The organism is Anoxybacillus tengchongensis (genome assembly GCF_014201585.1).
GTDB lineage: Bacteria > Bacillota > Bacilli > Bacillales > Anoxybacillaceae > Anoxybacillus > Anoxybacillus tengchongensis.
This window is the reverse complement of record NZ_JACHES010000003.1, coordinates 139,652-156,187: the sequence shown is the minus strand read 5'-3', so window position 1 is coordinate 156,187 and position 16,536 is coordinate 139,652. Positions and strand designations below refer to the sequence as shown.

Below are 16,536 nucleotides of genomic sequence, written 5' to 3'. Positions count from 1 at the left end.
GTGCTGAGAACAGAGGAGATGCTTTTAAACGTCGGACCACAACATCCGAGCACGCATGGGGTATTTCGCCTCGTGCTAAAAATTGATGGAGAGATGATTAAAGAAGCGACTCCCGTCATCGGTTATCTTCATCGCGGGACAGAAAAAATCGCAGAAAATTTGCAGTATACGCAAATCATCCCGTATACAGACCGGATGGACTATTTATCCGCGATGACGAACAACTACGTCATTTGTCATGCAGTAGAAACGATGATGGGCATTGAAGTGCCAGAGCGAGCGGAATATTTACGTGTGCTTGCGATGGAACTTGGTCGCATTGCGAGCCACCTCGTTTGGTGGGGAACGTATTTGCTTGATATTGGTGCAGTCAGTCCGTTTTTATATGCGTTTCGTGAACGAGAAATGATTATTAATCTATTAAACGAACTATCAGGTGCGCGGCTCACATTTAACTACATGCGTGTTGGTGGGGTAAAATGGGATGCGCCAGATGGATGGATTGACAAAGTCAAGCAGTTCGTTCCGTATATGCGCAAGCAGCTCGAAGGTTATCATGAGCTCGTTACAGGAAATGAAATTTTCCGCAATCGCGTCATCGGCGTCGGCAAATATACGAAAGAAGAAGCGTTAGCCTATTCGTTAAGTGGCGTTAATTTACGTTGTACAGGGGTGAAATGGGATTTAAGAAAAGACGAACCGTATTCGATTTATGATCGGTTTGACTTTGATGTACCAGTACGCACAGAAGGTGACTGTTTTGCCCGTTATGAGTGCCGTCTCGCTGAAATCGAGCAATCGCTTCGCATTATTGAGCAAGCATGCGAACAGTTTCCAGATGGCGGTGAAATTATGGCGAAAGTGCCAAAAATCATTAAAGCGCCACCGGGAGAAGCGTATGTACGCATCGAGTCACCGCGGGGAGAAATTGGTTGTTATATTGCGAGCGACGGGAAAAAAGAGCCGTATCGCTTAAAATTCCGTCGACCGTCATTTTATAATTTGCAAATCCTTCCAAAATTACTAAAAGGGGAAAATATCGCAAATTTAATTGCGATACTTGGCGCGATTGATATCGTGCTTGGGGAGGTCGATGGATGATGATGGAACAACTTTTACAGTCGACGCCGAGCTGGACGAATGTCGCCATTTTCTTTGCGATTGGCGTAGGGCTGTTGCTCGTTGTGTTAGGGTTTGTCACGTACGGCATTTTAGCCGAACGAAAAGTCATGGGATTTATGCAAGGACGCATCGGTCCGAACCAAGTTGGAGGTCGCTGGGGATTACTCCAAACAGTTGCTGACGTGTTAAAGCTGTTGTTGAAAGAAGATACGATTCCAAAAGCTGCAGATCGTCCATTGTTCATTTTAGCACCGGTTATTGCGTTTGCTCCTGCTTTTATGGTGCTTGCAGCGTTGCCGTTTACGGATGCATTGCAATTTGCTGATATTGGCGTAGGGCTGTTGTATTACATTGCTGTTTCTGGATTAACGACCATTGGGGTTGTCACAGGCGCATGGGCGTCAAACAATAAATATGCATTGCTTGGAGGCATGCGTGCAGCTGCACAAATGATTTCATACGAAGTGCCGCTTGTCATGTCTGTTATTGGTGTCATTTTGTTAGCGGGAAGTTTAAACTTAAATGACATTGTTGAAGCGCAAAAAGATGTTTGGTTTATTGTTGTGCAGCCGATTGGGTTTCTCGTTTTTCTTGTCGCAGCTGTGGCAGAGTTAAATCGGACGCCGTTTGATTTACCGGAAGCTGAATCAGAACTTGTCGCGGGCTTCCATGTTGAATATTCTGGCTTTCGTTGGGCGTTTTTCATGCTTGCAGAGTACGTGTACTTTTTTGCGATGGCGGCATTAACGACCGTGCTCTTTTTAGGGGGATGGCATCCGCTTCCGTTTCTCGGTTTTATTCCAGGAGCTGTTTGGTTTGCATTAAAATTTAGCGTTGTCGTCTTTTTATTCATTTGGTTTCGCATTACGTTTCCGCGTGTGCGTGCCGATCAATTAATGGAATTTGGTTGGAAAGTGTTATTGCCAGTTGCGCTCGTGAATATTTTTGTGACAGCTCTTGTAAAACAACTATTTTTTTAAATAAAAAGGTGGGTGGGCAGAAATGCTCGGTTTAATGAAAGGATTAGCGTATACGCTGAAAAACTTAACAAAAGAAAAAGTGACGTACGATTATCCGAATGAACCGCTTCCGCTGCCGGATCGCTTTCGCGGCATTCAAAAGTTTTATCCAGAAAAATGTATCGTTTGCAATCAGTGTGCAAACATTTGCCCGACCGACTGTATTCAGTTGACGGGTAAAAAACATCCGGACCCGACGAAAAAAGGAAAAATTATTGATACGTACGACATTAACTTTGAAATTTGTATTTTATGCGATTTATGTACCGAAGTATGTCCGACAGAGGCGATTGTCATGACGAACAACTTTGAATTAGCAGAATATAGCCGCGATGAGTTATTTAAAGATTTAACGTGGCTTGATGAAAACGATACGAACGTGCGGAAGGTGAATAAGCCATGAGTGGACAATATATTGCTTTTTTCGTTCTTGCGCTCATTGCGCTTGGCGGCGGCATTTTTATGTTAAATTTAAACAAAGTCGTCCATATGGTCGTGGCGCTCGTCTTTACGTTCGTCAGCATCGCCGGCATTTACGTGCTTTTATCTGCTGAATTTGTCGCGGCAGTTCAAGTGCTTATTTATTCTGGGGCAATTACGATCATTATGTTGTTTGGCATTATGCTTACGCGCCATCAAGATGACGGGCAATCGACAGGTAGCCCGCTTCGAAAAGCGTTTGCTTTGCTCGGTACGGTTGCTTTTGGCGCCGTGATGTATATTGGCATTCGCACGCTCGACTTTGGCAGTGAAGCAGTTGGGCTTCATGATAAAAATACGGAACAAATCGGAATTGCGATATATTCGAAGTACGTCATTCCATTTGAGCTTGCGTCTGTTTTGTTGCTTGTCGCATTAATTGGCGCAGTCATTTTAGCGAAAAAAGATGATAAGGAGGCGGGAGAATGAGCGTACCGTTATCCGCCTATCTCGTATTTGCGCTTCTGTTATTTTGCATCGGATTGTACGGGGCGTTAACAAAACGGAATACAGTAATCGTACTCATTTGTATTGAACTGATGTTAAATGCTGTAAACGTTAATTTAGTCGCATTTAGCAAGTACGGCGTAAACCCAGGCATTACAGGGCAAGTGTTTTCGCTCTTTACGATTACTGTTGCAGCGGCAGAAGCAGCGGTTGGATTAGCCATTTTAATTGCGCTATACCGCAATCGCAAAACCATTCATATTGATGAAGTCGATTCGATGAAACGATAAAGGATGGGAAACAAAGGGGTTATATATAAATGCACCTGAAAAAGGGGATGATTGAACGATGATGGAAAACGCATGGCTCATACCGCTTTTTCCGTTCGTATCGTTTGTTGTGCTGCTTGTTATGGGCAAGCAGTTAAAAGAACGAAGCGCGTATGTCGGAATGTTGTTGACGTTTCTTTCGCTCGTATTTGCCCTCGGATCGTTGTATGAGCGATGGACGTCACCAACATACAAACAAGCATATACATGGTTAACAATCGGGGATGTGCATTTGACGGTCGGCTTTGAAGTAAATGCATTAAATGCATTAATGCTCGTTGTCGTATCGCTTGTTAGTTTTCTCGTACATACGTATGCGAAAGGATATATGCACGGTGATGAGCGCTTTCCGGTATTTTACGCATATCTAGGCTTGTTTACATTCGCGATGCTCGGGCTTGTCGTATCACCAAACTTGCTGCAAACGTATATCTTTTGGGAACTTGTCGGTCTCGGCTCGTTCTTATTAATCGGGTTTTATTTTTACAAAGAAGAAGCAAAAGCTGCAGCGAAAAAAGCGTTCATTATGACGCGCATCGGGGATGTCGGCTTGCTGATCGGTATGATTTTATTGTTCTTAGAAGTGAAAAGTTTCGAATATGAAGCCATTTTTGCAGCGTTACAACAAGGGGATGTTTCAACGACAATCATGACGTTAAGCGCCATTCTCATTTTTATCGGTGCGATCGGGAAATCAGGTCAATTTCCGCTTCATACGTGGCTTCCAGATGCGATGGAAGGACCGACACCTGTATCAGCATTAATTCATGCCGCAACGATGGTCGCTGCTGGAGTATATTTAGTGGCAACATTGTTCCCGCTTTACGAAGCGAGTGAAACAGCGATGATGACTGTCGCTTATGTTGGCGCATTTACTGCTATTTTTGCCGCATCAATCGGTCTTGTGCAAACGGACATTAAACGTGTGCTTGCATATTCTACCGTCAGCCAGCTTGGCTACATGATGTTAGCGCTCGGTTCCGCAGGTTATGTCGCAGGTGTCTTTCATTTAATGACACACGCCTTTTTTAAAGCGTTGCTCTTTTTAGCTGCAGGTAGTGTCATTCATGCGGTGCATACGCAAAATATTGAACAAATGGGTGGATTATGGAAAAAAATGAAATGGACCGCTCCACTCTTTTTAATCGGAACGTTAGCAATTAGCGGATTTCCGTTTTTCTCAGGCTTTTTCAGCAAAGATGAGATTTTAATTGCCGCGTGGACGCACGGGCATGTCGGTTTATTTGTTGTCGCTATTATTGCTGCCTTTTTCACAGCGTTTTATATGTTCCGCTTATTTTTCCTTGTGTTTACAGGTGAAGCGCGGACAAATGCTCAAGATGTGCATGAGTCACCAACGGTTATGGTGTTGCCGATGATCGTGCTCGGTGTGCTCGCAGTCGTTTCTGGTTACGTGCAAACACCGTGGGGAGCGTTTTTAGGTGAGTGGTTGACAGAAGGAACGAACTGGCACGCGCATACAGAAGGTCCAAGCTGGATTATGATTGTGGCGACAATTGTTTCATTATGCGGAATCGCATTAGCATGGCTCATATATGGCAAACGTGCGATTGCGCGCGACTGGTTATCGTCACGTTTCCCACTCACGTACAACGTGCTTATGAACAAATATTACATCGACGAGTTTTACGGACTTACCGTCATTCGTGCTGCTTCGTTTATTAGCTTGTTATTTGAGTATATCGATCGGTTCCTTGTGGAGGGATTGGCACAATTATTTGCAGCAACAGCGCGCGGCATCGGCCGAATCGGCTCACGTTTACAAAACGGGCAAGTGCAAATGTACGGTACGGTGACGATTGTCGCTTTAGCGATTCTCGTCGTCATTTTTGCGGTGACAGGGGGTTAGTAACTGTTAAAATATTTTTGTTAAAATCCATAAAACCCTATATGCAATTTATAAAATTACAAAGCAAAAGAGCAAATAAAGCCAAGAAGATGATTAAGGAGCTCACTGAAAATGATTAAAACATATAAGGTTATGCTACTTCCTAATCATAAACAACAAACAAAATTATTTAAGTGTGCGGGTGTAGCAAGGTGGGCGTATAATTTTGCCTTAGCACAACAACAAGAAAATCATAAACAAGGCGGTAAATTTTTAAATGATGGTGAATTAAGAAAAAGATTAACGCAGCTCAAACAAACGAAAGAGTACAGTTGGCTCAACAATTATTCCAACAACATCACAAAACAAGCAATAAAAGATGCGTGTCAAGCCTACAAAAACTTTTTTGCAGGACGGGCGAAGTTTCCGAAATTTAAAACGAAGAAACGAACACGCCCAAGTTTTTATCAAGATACATCGAAAATTAAAATCACCGACACGCATGTGAAACTAGAAAAACTGACGCCTTCCAAAAAGAAAAATAAGCAAAAGTTCAATTGGATACGCCTTGCAGAAAGAGGTCGTATTCCATATGGCGAACATGTGACATATGTCAATCCACGCATCGTGTTTGACGGACTACATTGGTTTTTAACGGTCGGTGTAGAGGAAGCGGAAGTAAAACACGGCACGTACAGCGAAGGCATCGGCATTGATTTAGGGGTAAAATCGTTAGCTACCGTCAGCAATGGCATGACGTTTCCAAACATCAACCAAACACCGAAAGTAAAAAAGCTGGAAAAGTCAATTAGGCGCATGCAAAGACGAATATCACGAAAGTACGAAATGAATAAAACGAAAACAGAAGGAGGTGAATTCCGTTACAGAAAAACGGAAAACATTAAGAAAATTGAATTCCTTGTTTTGAAAAAACGCCGAAGGCTGAAAAATATGCAGCTTAACCATACTCACCACATCACAGCGACGTTGGTGAAAGCCAAGCCAGCGTATGTCGTGATGGAAGACTTGAACATAAGTGGCATGTTAAAAAATTGCAAGCTATCAAAAGCGATTCAACAACAAACATTCCACGAGTTTAAGCGGCAAATGACGTACAAATGTGCGTGGTACGGCATTCAGTTGATCGTGGCAGATCGGTTTTATCCGTCAAGCAAAAAGTGCAGCCGTTGCGGTCATGTGAAAGACCACCTTTCTTTATCGGAACGGACGTACCGTTGTGAGGCGTGTGGGATAGAAATCGATCGCGATTTGAATGCAAGCATCAACTTGAAACAATATGCCGAATCCATGATGTGACATGACCATGTACCCATACGTTAGTGGGGAAGTAAAGCCTTCGGAGCGCCAAGAAAACGAGAGTAGCTTTTTTGCGAAATCGGGCGCGATGAACAAGGAAGGAAACAAAAACTTTGTAAAGAATTGTAGATGCTTTATAAAGTTTTATAAGTTTTCTGTAACGGGTATTTATAATGCAGCCATACTTTTTATCGCTCTTAATTTTCTCCCCGCTTTTAGGTATACTCGTTCTTTCGCTTCTTTCGAAAGAGCAAGAAAAAGCGATTAAATGGCTTGGTGTGTTGGCAACGTTGCCATCGTTATGCTTATCGTTGTTTGCGTTTTGGCAATATCAAAACGGCTATGATATAAGCAAGTTAACGGAAAAACGGTCATGGATTCGATTTGGTGAGTTCCCGTTTTTAAAGGAGACGGATTTTACTGTCGCCTATGAACTTCATGTTGACGGTTTTGCGCTTGTCATGATCGTTTTAACGACCATTTTAGCAACACTTGCGGCGATCGCTTCTACATCCATTCAAAAAGAGTGGAAAGGGTATTTTCAACTGTTTTTATTGCTTGAAATCGGTATGCTTGGTGTATTTGCTGCTAGCAACCTTGTACTCTTTTTCATCTTTTTTGAGTTGACACTCATCCCGATGTTTTTCTTAATTGGAAAATGGGGATATTTCGAAAAAGAAAAAGCAGCCTACAGCTATTTAATTTATAACGGTCTCGGTTCCGCTGTCTTATTGATCGTTATTGCGGTATTGTTTGCGCGTACCGGCACATCAAACATTGCGGAGTTACGCTACATATTAACTAACCCAGCGGTACAAACCATTTCGCCAATTTCCGACGATCTTCGTTACGGTCTACTTGTTGCATTACTCGTTGCATTTGGAGTAAAATTGCCGATCGTGCCGCTTCATCGTTGGATGTTGCGTGTGCACGTTCAAGCGCCACCATCAGTCGTCATGCTGCATGCAGGAGTTTTGTTAAAAATTGGTGCTTTCGGTCTTGTCCGATTCGCATTCGGATTATTTCCCGGGCAATTTCAACAATTTTCGACATGGCTTATTGTTTTCGGTATTGTCAATTTGTTGTACGGTGCGTTTTTAGCGCTTAGACAAACCGACTTTAAAATGGTGCTTGCTTATTCGAGTGTATCGCATATGGGTATTGTATTAATTGGGCTTGGCTCGCTCAACGAGGCAGGAATACAAGGAGCGATCTTTCAAGCAGTGTCACACGGATTTATCGCGGCGTTTTTATTCTTCTTCGTTGGCGTTATGTACGAAAGAACGCGTACAACGACGCTTGCTCGTTTAGGTGGTTTGGCGAAGACGATGCCGTACGTTTCAGGTTTTGTTCTCGCCGGTGCGATGGCTTCACTCGGTTTGCCAGGAACGTCCGGATTTATTAGCGAGTTTATGGCGTTCGTTGGTGCATTTCAAGCAGAACCGTGGTTAGCTGCCATCGGTACGCTCGGTATTATTATGACCGCTGTGTATTTATTACGCGCTGTACTTGGCATGACGTTCGGACAAACAACGGTATCAAACGTGTACGATTTACGAGGCATCGAATGGGTGCCGGCAATTAGTTTACTGCTTCTTATTGTCATCATCGGTGTATATCCGAACGTATTGGCGATGCCAATACAAACGACGATTGAAACGATGATGAACGGGTTAGGGGGTTGATGAGATGGATTTCGAAACATTACTTAGCTATGAATGGGGCGTCATGATGCCGGAATTTATTATTCTCGGTGTGGCCATTGCGCTCTCACTCATCGACCTATTTATGCCGGAAAATCGTAGTCGGCGTCTCCTTGGCTTATTCGCTTTCGTTGGCGTCGCTGTTTCGTTCGTATCTTTGCTCGGTTTATGGACGAGTGATGTCACGTCCATTTTAGGTGATACGTTCCGTCTCGATTCGTTCGCCAAATCATTTAAAGCGTTATTGCTCATTGGTAGTGCGCTCGTTTTATTGCTTGCTCTTCATTATGAACCGAAAGAGCGCATCGCATATCGCGGTGAGTTTTACTACTTGTTTTTAACCGCGCTTCTTGGCGCGATGATGATGACATCAAGCGGCGATCTCATTACATTATTTGTCGGACTTGAGCTATTGTCGATTTCTTCTTATATTCTCGTCGCGATTCGGAAAAAACATACATTAGCCAATGAAGCAGCGTTAAAATACGTCATTACCGGAAGTATTGCAACGGCTATCACGTTGTTCGGGATGAGCTACATCTTTGGCTTCACCGGATCGACGAATATAAAAGAAATTACTGGGCAACTGGCAAGCACGTATGATGAGAATCATCAATACATTTTATCGCTCGCCTTTTTGCTTACGTTTGTTGGGCTATCGTTTAAATTAGCGGCCGCTCCGTTTCATATGTGGGCGCCGGATGTATATCAAGGCGCAACGACGCCAGTTGTTTCTTTCTTAAGCGTTGTTTCTAAAACAGCTGGATTTGTTATCGTGTTGCGCGTCATCGTTTCCGTATTTGCTCAAACGCCATCAGGAAGTTCTGCTTCAATGCTTATGACGCTTGCGCCATACATCGCCTTTTTGGCAGGAGCAACGATGATTATTGGCAATACAATTGCGCTTCGTCAACGGAACGTGAAGCGTATGCTCGCATATTCAAGCGTGGCGCATGCAGGGTATGTATTAGTCGCTTTTGCGAGCTTATCGATGTTTATGTTTGAAGCGATTTGGTTTTACTTGTTGGCGTATTTGTTTATGACCATTGGGGCGTTTGCAATTTTACAAGTCGTCTCTCAGCATCAAGATGATGAAGACGTGAGCATATTTGCGGGCTTGTACCGTCGCTCGCCGCTCATGGCGGTAGCGATGACAATCTTTTTACTATCGCTTGCAGGCATTCCTGGGACGGCTGGATTTATCGGGAAAATGAACATTTTCCTCGGTGCATTCGTCGTTGAGCCAGCTCATTACGTGCTTGCAACTATCATGGTGATCACAACAGTTGTATCGTACGTCTATTACTTCGGTATTTTCGTTCAAATGTTTTTCCGGCCGGTCGAACATACACATCGATTAGAGTGGCCATCGGGAGTTATTGCAGTTGTCGTTATTTGTGTCATCGGCACTGTTTTATTAGGGGTGTTTCCGAACATTGCCTACGATTTCCTTGCACCGTTTGAACATTTTAGCGATTTTCTTCAATAAGACGTATAATGGAAGGGGTGTACCCTTCCATTTTTTATATTGAAGGAGGAGTAAACATGGAGACGTTTGGACAAGAAGCGTTAATTAGTTTATTGTCGCACGTATTTTTCATTACAGTGACGTGGTGGACGTTACAAGCGGTGCGGCTTGAAGTTATTTTTAAACCGAATCGCATCATTCAAGCGCGTGTATTTTACATTCTTTTGACGATTGTCATCGGCTCATTAGTGAGCAATTTCTTTTTAGATTATTTACGCTGGTCGCGCCAGTTGCCGTTTTTACTTTAGACGCGAGCATTGTCGATTTTTTTTACGTATCTTCCCTTCCGATCTGGCAACAATAAAAGCTAAGGAGAGGAAGGGAAAAGAGATGAAAAAAAGATGGTTGGCACTCGTTATTTTTTGTTTGTTATTAAGTGGTTATCGGATGTATGATGGTAAACGTGTCGATGAAGAAATAACGAAAATGAACGACATGCTTGGCGTATTTGAATCCCATCATATTCACCTCAAACGATGGAACGTCTACGCCAAAGAGCAAGTGCTTACGAATGACCCTCACAACTGGATCCAACAATACGTGAGAACATGGTCCTCTTTTCGTTGGACGGCTGAACCGCACAAGATGATTGGCAAACGTGAAACCTCCGCTTACGTTGAAACAATTCAACTCATCACGGTCGCTCATCATCAAACGATTGTTGTTTTATATGAAGCAACCGGTTCAACGTGGAATAAACAACTCGAACGTACACTCGTCCGACAAACGACAAAATTATTCGTAAAACCTACATTTTTCACTTGTATTACAGGGGAATTCGATGGTAAGATGAAAGGTGTTTTGTTTGACGAGGCGGTTCGCTTGCTTGCTTCGTTTCAAGCGCAACCGATTGAATCATTGCGTGAAGAGGCATTTGTCTCTGTCTCAGCATATACTGAGCAGTGGAAGACATCACTTTCTGTCGGACAACAACAAATGAATCTTCAACTGGCGTTACGACAAGACGGATTGGGCGCGCGAACGACCGTTGTCATTGGCACCCCAATCATAACAGCTGAATATTAATATAGAGACTTTGGACGCGGAGGGGAATGCCTTGGAAAAAATCATCGTCCGCGGCGGGAAGCGGTTAAGTGGCACAGTGAAAGTGGAAGGTGCGAAAAACGCTGTGTTACCTGTCATCGCCGCAACATTATTAGCAAGTGAAGGAAAAAGCGTCATTTACGATGTACCCGAACTCTCCGATGTATATACGATTGGTGAAGTGTTACGTCACTTACAAGCGGACGTAACGGTTGGCAACAACAAAATTGTCGTTGATGCATCTGGAGAGCTGAGTGTTGAAGCTCCATTTGAATATGTACGAAAAATGCGAGCATCTGTATTAGTGATGGGTCCATTGCTTGCGCGCAAAGGTCGCGCACGCGTCGCATTACCAGGTGGTTGTGCGATCGGGTCAAGACCAATTGATCAACATTTAAAAGGATTTGAAGCGATGGGTGCGACGGTGAAAATCGGTAACGGTTTCATCGACGCCGAAGTAAATGGAAAATTGCGCGGTGCAAAAATTTATTTAGACTTCCCGAGTGTCGGTGCGACTGAAAACATTATGATGGCTGCTGTATTAGCAGAAGGGACGACCGTCATTGAAAACTGCGCAAAAGAGCCGGAAATCGTCGACTTAGCTAATTTTTTAAACGCGATGGGTGCGAAAGTGCGCGGTGCAGGAACAGGCACGATTCGCATTGACGGGGTTACTACATTATATGGTGCCGAACATACAGTTATTCCTGATCGTATTGAAGCTGGAACATTTATGATTGCAGCTGCCATTACAGGCGGAAACGTTCTTGTGCAAGGTGCGGTGCCAGAACATTTAACATCGTTAATCGCAAAACTTGAAGAAATGGGTGTCACCATTATAGAAGAAGACAGCGGTTTGCGCGTCATTGCTCCCGACAAATTGAAAGCCGTTGACGTAAAAACGATGCCACATCCGGGCTTTCCAACGGATATGCAGTCACAAATGATGGCGCTTCTTATGAAAGCAGAAGGCACAAGCATGGTGACAGAAACGGTATTTGAAAATCGCTTTATGCACGTCGAAGAATTTCGGCGTATGAATGCTGATATGAAAATTGAAGGGCGTTCCGTCATTATTAACGGCCCGTGCCAACTGCAAGGGGCAGAAGTGGCTGCGACGGATTTACGTGCGGCTGCAGCACTTATTTTAGCCGGGCTCGCTGCAGAAGGATATACGCGCGTGACCGAACTGAAACATTTAGATCGCGGTTACGTTCGCTTCCATGAAAAATTAGCTATGTTAGGTGCTGATATTGAACGTGTACGTGAAGATATCGATACAGTACAAAGACAAATGACAGATGTTGGATGAACGTAAGAAACGACCGTTTGCAGAAGGCGAATGGTCGTTTTTTTGCATATATGCTTGTCCCTCGGCATAAAGTGTAATAATGACAAAGGGGGGATTCAATTGCGACAATGGATGATGGCAACGATTGCGTTATTTACACTCATTTTACTCATTCCTGCATTAGTTGTTTTAGCATTTGGGGAAAAGCAAGAGGCGTCCCTTCCTGCCCAACCGATGCAAATTCAAGCGCGCGATGAGCCGACGGTGGAAGTAGCTGTATATCGAAGCAAGGAAAAAAAGGTGGAGCGACTGCCGCTAGAACAATATGTCATTGGTGTGGTAGCAGCGGAAATGCCAGCAGAGTTTGAAATGGAAGCATTAAAAGCGCAAGCATTGACCGCAAGAACGTACATCGTCAAACAGCTCATATATAACCAACCGATTCAACTACCAGAAGGGGCAAACGTCACCGATACGGTCATGCATCAAGTGTATTATAATGACGAGCAACTAAAAGACATGTGGGGCATCAGTTACGAATGGAAAATAAAAAAAATTAAAGAAGCGGTCGAGGCGACGAAGGGACAAATTTTAACGTACAATAATGAGCCAATTGAAGCGGCATTTTTCTCCACGAGCAACGGCTATACGGAAAACTCAGAAGCGTACTGGCAAAACGCTTTCCCTTATTTAACGAGCGTTGAAAGCCCGTGGGATACACAGTCGCCGAAGTTTTATGAACAAGTGACGATATCTGTTCGTGAATTTGAACAACGGCTCGGTGTGAAATTACCGAAAGGCGGTTCGGTCGGCAAAGTGCTTGCGCGCACGCCAGGCAAGCGTGTTGCCCTTGTCGATATTAATGGTAAACAGCTTACCGGTCGGGAAGTGCGTGAAAAGTTGCAATTAAAATCAACGGATTTTACATGGACAAGGCAAGGAAATCACATCGTTATTACGACGAAAGGATACGGCCACGGCGTCGGCATGAGTCAATACGGGGCAAACTTTTTAGCCAAGCAAGGGAAAACGTATAAAGAGATTGTCAAATATTATTACCAAGGGGTACAAATTCACGATCTCTCACTTGTCGCTTCGAAATTTTGAAGCGACAAATTTTTTTGTTTTCATGTGTATAAATGTTCTTCTTTCTGTTCACAATGGTTGCTGAGGTGATGAACATGAAAGAAGAAAACAAAAAAGTTTCAAAGTTGTTCCGTAAACGTTGGGTTGTTCCTTCCATTTATTTGTTCAGTGCAGCGCTCATTTTAACAGGTGTGCTTTGGTTCCAAAGCAAAACAAACGACATCGTACAACCGCCTGTTGATGAAGCGAAACAAGGTACAGCGGTGAACGAACCAGAGTCTGTACCGGTTCAACAAGTAGTGGAACAAATTGCGATGCCTGTCCTTGATCCGAATGCTGTTGAAATCGCTAAACCATTTTACGACTTCAGTGCACCAGCCGAAGAACAAGAAGCTGCTCTCGTCTCTTATAATGATGAATATTATCCAAACAAAGGTGTCGACATCGCGATGAAAAACGGCGAAAGCTTTGATGTAACTGCATCATTAAGTGGAACAGTCATTAAAGCAGAAAAAGACCCGCTTTTTGGATACGTCGTTCATATTCAACACGATCGCGGCGTTGTGACGGTATATCAATCATTACAAGACGTTCAAGTGAAAACAGGTGATACAGTCAAACAAGGACAAGTCATTGCAAAAGCGGGCACAAACGAGTTTAATCAAGAAGCAGGCGTTCACGTCCACTTTGAAATTCGTAAAGATGGGCAAGCGGTCAATCCAGTCGCTTACTTCGATCAACCGCTGAGCGCATTAGAAAACAAAGAGCAACAAACGGAACAACAAGAAACAAATCAAAACAAAACAAATGAACAACAAAGCGACCCGTCAAGCACTGTTCCAGATGCTTCGATCGGAATGGCAAGAACATGAACAGGTGGGCAAAATGCTCATCTGTTCGCTTTTTTATGGAATATATTTTCTTCTTGCCTAATACACTATTACAAACTTGAACAACGAGGGTGTTTGAGGTGAGATGAACGATTAATAGATGGGATTGACGATTTTGTTATGAACGAGTAAACGCCACTGCGATAAACGCCTTATACGTCTCATTTCACACTTCTCACATCCAACTTAGGGAGGGCGAGCAGTGTGCACGATTACATCAAAGAGCGTACAATCAAGATTGGCAAGTATATCGTGGAGACGAAAAAAACCGTTCGCGTCATCGCGAAAGAGTTCGGTGTGTCCAAAAGCACCGTGCATAAAGACTTAACGGAACGGCTCCCAGAAATTAACCCCGAATTAGCGAATGAAGTGAAAGAAATTTTAGATTACCATAAATCCATTCGCCATTTGCGAGGAGGAGAAGCAACGAAGAAAAAATATAAAAAAGAAACGGAGCAAGCAACGTAAATTTCTTGTTCCCCTTGCTCTTTTTTCGACATCGTTGTGGTAAAATATTTTATTAGGAGAAATGGCAAGGAGGAACATACATGTTTTTAGCAAGGGATATTGGCATCGATCTCGGCACGGCGAGCGTGTTGATTTATGTGAAAGGAAAAGGCATTGTATTAAACGAGCCTTCTGTCGTTGCGATTGATCAACATACAAAGCGGGTGTTGGCAGTCGGAGAGGAAGCGCGGCGCATGGTCGGGCGCACGCCTGGGCATATTGTCGCCATCCGTCCGTTAAAAGATGGGGTGATTGCGGACTTTGAAATTACTGAAGCGATGCTGAAACATTTTTTAAGCAAGCTCAATGTAAAAGGCTGGTTTGCGAAACCGCGCATTTTAATTTGTTGTCCAACGAACATTACGTCAGTCGAACGTAAAGCGATTAAAGAAGCAGCCGAAAAAAGCGGCGGCAAAAAAGTATACTTAGAAGAAGAACCGAAAGTAGCAGCCATTGGCGCTGGAATGGACATTTTCCAACCATCTGGAAACATGGTGATTGACATCGGTGGAGGTACAACAGACGTTGCGGTATTATCGATGGGTGACATCGTCACATCCGCATCGATTAAAGTAGCCGGTGATAAATTTGATCAAGAAATTTTAAACTATATTAAACGAGAATATAAGTTATTAATTGGTGAGCGAACAGCGGAAGAAATTAAAATAAACATCGCTACTGTGTTTCCGAACGCTCGCGATGAAGCGATGGATATTCGCGGTCGCGATTTAGTAACTGGCTTGCCAAGAACGATTACTATTCGTTCCGGTGAAATTGAAAAAGCGCTACGCGAAACGGTATATACGATCGTCCAAACAGCAAAAAGCGTTCTTGAGCGCACACCGCCAGAGCTGTCAGCCGACATTATTGACCGCGGTATTTTCTTAACGGGGGGCGGGGCGTTGCTTCATGGCATTGACCAACTGCTTGCGCAAGAATTAAAAGTGCCTGTTTTTATTGCGGAAAATCCGATGGATTGTGTCGCGATCGGCACAGGGTTAATGCTTGATAATATCGACAAAGCTCCATATCGTCAACTTGTGTAGGTACCATTGGGAAATGGTACCTATTCGCTTTTTTCCCCTTTTTCTTTTATAATGAAAGTAGTGTGAAAACGATGGAGGGGACATTTTATGTTTCGCGGATTATATACAGCTGCTTCAGGCATGCTTTCCCAACAACGCCGCATCGAAATGATGACGAACAATATCGCAAACGCCAATACGCCAGGCTACAAAGCCGATCAAGCATCGTTACGGGCTTTTCCAGAGATGTTGATGCATCGCATTCAACAAACGACAATTCCGACAGAAAAAAAACTGACATGGCGTGATCGGACATATATTGGCCCGCTATCGACGGGTGTGTACGTGCAAGAACTTGTGCCAAACTTTGCTCAAGGCGATATACGCGAAACAGGCAACAATACCGACCTAGCTATTGTTGATGGCACAGGCACGTCATTTTTTACGGTACAAAACGAAACAGGGGACGTTCGTTATACGCGCAACGGTCATTTTACGATCGATGCAGACGGCTTTTTAACGACGACAGACGGTCTTTACGTGCTCGATGAAAACGGAAACCGTATTTTCGTCGGGGACGAGCAGTTTACTGTATTAACGGACGGAACGATTACAAAAAGTGGGGAGCAACTTGCACGCCTTCGCATCGCTTACGCTGAAAATGTCCAAGCGCTTGCGAAAGAAGGAAACGGTTTATTTCGGGCCGAACAACAACTCCCGACTGCTGAGACGTATACGATTCGTCAACAATATATTGAACGTTCAAACGTCGATTTGTCTCGTGCGATGACCGACATGCTCTCGGCTTACCGAGCGTTTGAAGCGAACCAAAAAATTTTACAAGCATACGATAAAAGTATGGACAAAGCGGCAAATGAAATCGGCCGCTTAAAGTAGGG

Annotated in this window: 17 protein-coding genes; all 17 read left to right on the top strand. The window is 43.7% G+C overall.

Annotated elements, in window-relative coordinates; all coding sequences use genetic code 11:
- The 17 genes from HNQ82_RS04620 to flgF all read left to right on the top strand — a co-directional run bounded on the left by HNQ82_RS04620 (window position 1) and on the right by flgF (window position 16,534).
- Window positions 1-1,101: an NADH-quinone oxidoreductase subunit D gene (locus HNQ82_RS04620; RefSeq protein ID WP_055440771.1), complete on the top strand. Its 1,101-nt coding sequence runs from the start codon at window positions 1-3 to the stop codon at window positions 1,099-1,101.
- Window positions 1,101-2,102, top strand: coding sequence for an NADH-quinone oxidoreductase subunit NuoH (nuoH, locus tag HNQ82_RS04615; RefSeq protein ID WP_183247797.1), 1,002 nt, complete (start codon window positions 1,101-1,103; stop codon window positions 2,100-2,102). Before HNQ82_RS04620 ends, nuoH begins: the two co-directional genes overlap by 1 nt.
- A gap of 22 nt (window positions 2,103-2,124) precedes the next feature.
- Window positions 2,125-2,544, top strand: a complete 420-nt coding sequence (gene nuoI, locus HNQ82_RS04610) for an NADH-quinone oxidoreductase subunit NuoI (RefSeq protein WP_003396988.1) — start codon at window positions 2,125-2,127, stop codon at window positions 2,542-2,544.
- Window positions 2,541-3,050, top strand: coding sequence for an NADH-quinone oxidoreductase subunit J (locus HNQ82_RS04605; protein ID WP_055440770.1), 510 nt, complete (start codon window positions 2,541-2,543; stop codon window positions 3,048-3,050). Before nuoI ends, HNQ82_RS04605 begins: the two co-directional genes overlap by 4 nt.
- Window positions 3,047-3,358, top strand: coding sequence for an NADH-quinone oxidoreductase subunit NuoK (nuoK, locus tag HNQ82_RS04600; RefSeq protein ID WP_004892986.1), 312 nt, complete (start codon window positions 3,047-3,049; stop codon window positions 3,356-3,358). The genes HNQ82_RS04605 and nuoK overlap by 4 nt, the downstream gene beginning before the upstream one ends.
- A gap of 58 nt (window positions 3,359-3,416) precedes the next feature.
- Window positions 3,417-5,267, top strand: a complete 1,851-nt coding sequence (nuoL, locus tag HNQ82_RS04595) for an NADH-quinone oxidoreductase subunit L (protein WP_183247566.1) — start codon at window positions 3,417-3,419, stop codon at window positions 5,265-5,267.
- A gap of 111 nt (window positions 5,268-5,378) precedes the next feature.
- Entirely contained in the window at window positions 5,379-6,563 is a 1,185-nt protein-coding gene (locus tag HNQ82_RS04590) for an RNA-guided endonuclease InsQ/TnpB family protein (protein WP_183247563.1), read from the top strand.
- 173 nt (window positions 6,564-6,736) lie between these two features.
- Window positions 6,737-8,248 (top strand): NADH-quinone oxidoreductase subunit M, encoded by a 1,512-nt coding sequence (locus HNQ82_RS04585; protein WP_183247560.1) that lies wholly within the window; start codon window positions 6,737-6,739, stop codon window positions 8,246-8,248.
- Between the two features lie 4 nt (window positions 8,249-8,252).
- Complete coding sequence (gene nuoN, locus HNQ82_RS04580; RefSeq protein WP_183247558.1) at window positions 8,253-9,755, top strand: NADH-quinone oxidoreductase subunit NuoN; 1,503 nt, start codon at window positions 8,253-8,255, stop codon at window positions 9,753-9,755.
- Window positions 9,756-9,811: 56 nt separating this feature from the next.
- Window positions 9,812-10,042 (top strand): DUF1146 family protein, encoded by a 231-nt coding sequence (locus HNQ82_RS04575; RefSeq protein WP_032101306.1) that lies wholly within the window; start codon window positions 9,812-9,814, stop codon window positions 10,040-10,042.
- Window positions 10,043-10,124: 82 nt separating this feature from the next.
- On the top strand, window positions 10,125-10,820 hold the full coding sequence (locus HNQ82_RS04570) for a YwmB family TATA-box binding protein (RefSeq protein ID WP_183247556.1): 696 nt from the start codon (window positions 10,125-10,127) through the stop codon (window positions 10,818-10,820).
- A gap of 31 nt (window positions 10,821-10,851) precedes the next feature.
- Window positions 10,852-12,150, top strand: a complete 1,299-nt coding sequence (gene murA, locus HNQ82_RS04565; protein ID WP_183247554.1) for a UDP-N-acetylglucosamine 1-carboxyvinyltransferase — start codon at window positions 10,852-10,854, stop codon at window positions 12,148-12,150.
- Window positions 12,151-12,249: 99 nt separating this feature from the next.
- Window positions 12,250-13,236, top strand: a complete 987-nt coding sequence (gene spoIID, locus HNQ82_RS04560; RefSeq protein ID WP_246348881.1) for a stage II sporulation protein D — start codon at window positions 12,250-12,252, stop codon at window positions 13,234-13,236.
- 74 nt (window positions 13,237-13,310) lie between these two features.
- On the top strand, window positions 13,311-14,087 hold the full coding sequence (spoIIQ, locus tag HNQ82_RS04555; RefSeq protein WP_245191145.1) for a stage II sporulation protein SpoIIQ: 777 nt from the start codon (window positions 13,311-13,313) through the stop codon (window positions 14,085-14,087).
- A 222-nt stretch (window positions 14,088-14,309) separates the two neighbouring features.
- Window positions 14,310-14,573, top strand: coding sequence for a sporulation transcriptional regulator SpoIIID (gene spoIIID, locus HNQ82_RS04550; protein ID WP_032101302.1), 264 nt, complete (start codon window positions 14,310-14,312; stop codon window positions 14,571-14,573).
- 80 nt (window positions 14,574-14,653) lie between these two features.
- The gene (gene mreB / locus HNQ82_RS04545; protein WP_183247552.1) at window positions 14,654-15,658 is read left to right on the top strand and encodes a rod shape-determining protein; all 1,005 of its coding nucleotides are present in this window, start codon (window positions 14,654-14,656) and stop codon (window positions 15,656-15,658) included.
- A gap of 87 nt (window positions 15,659-15,745) precedes the next feature.
- Window positions 15,746-16,534 carry a flagellar basal-body rod protein FlgF gene (flgF, locus tag HNQ82_RS04540; protein WP_183247550.1) on the top strand — a complete coding sequence of 263 codons (789 nt, stop codon included), beginning with the start codon at window positions 15,746-15,748 and terminating at the stop codon, window positions 16,532-16,534.
- The last annotated feature ends 2 nt before the right edge of the window (window positions 16,535-16,536 follow it).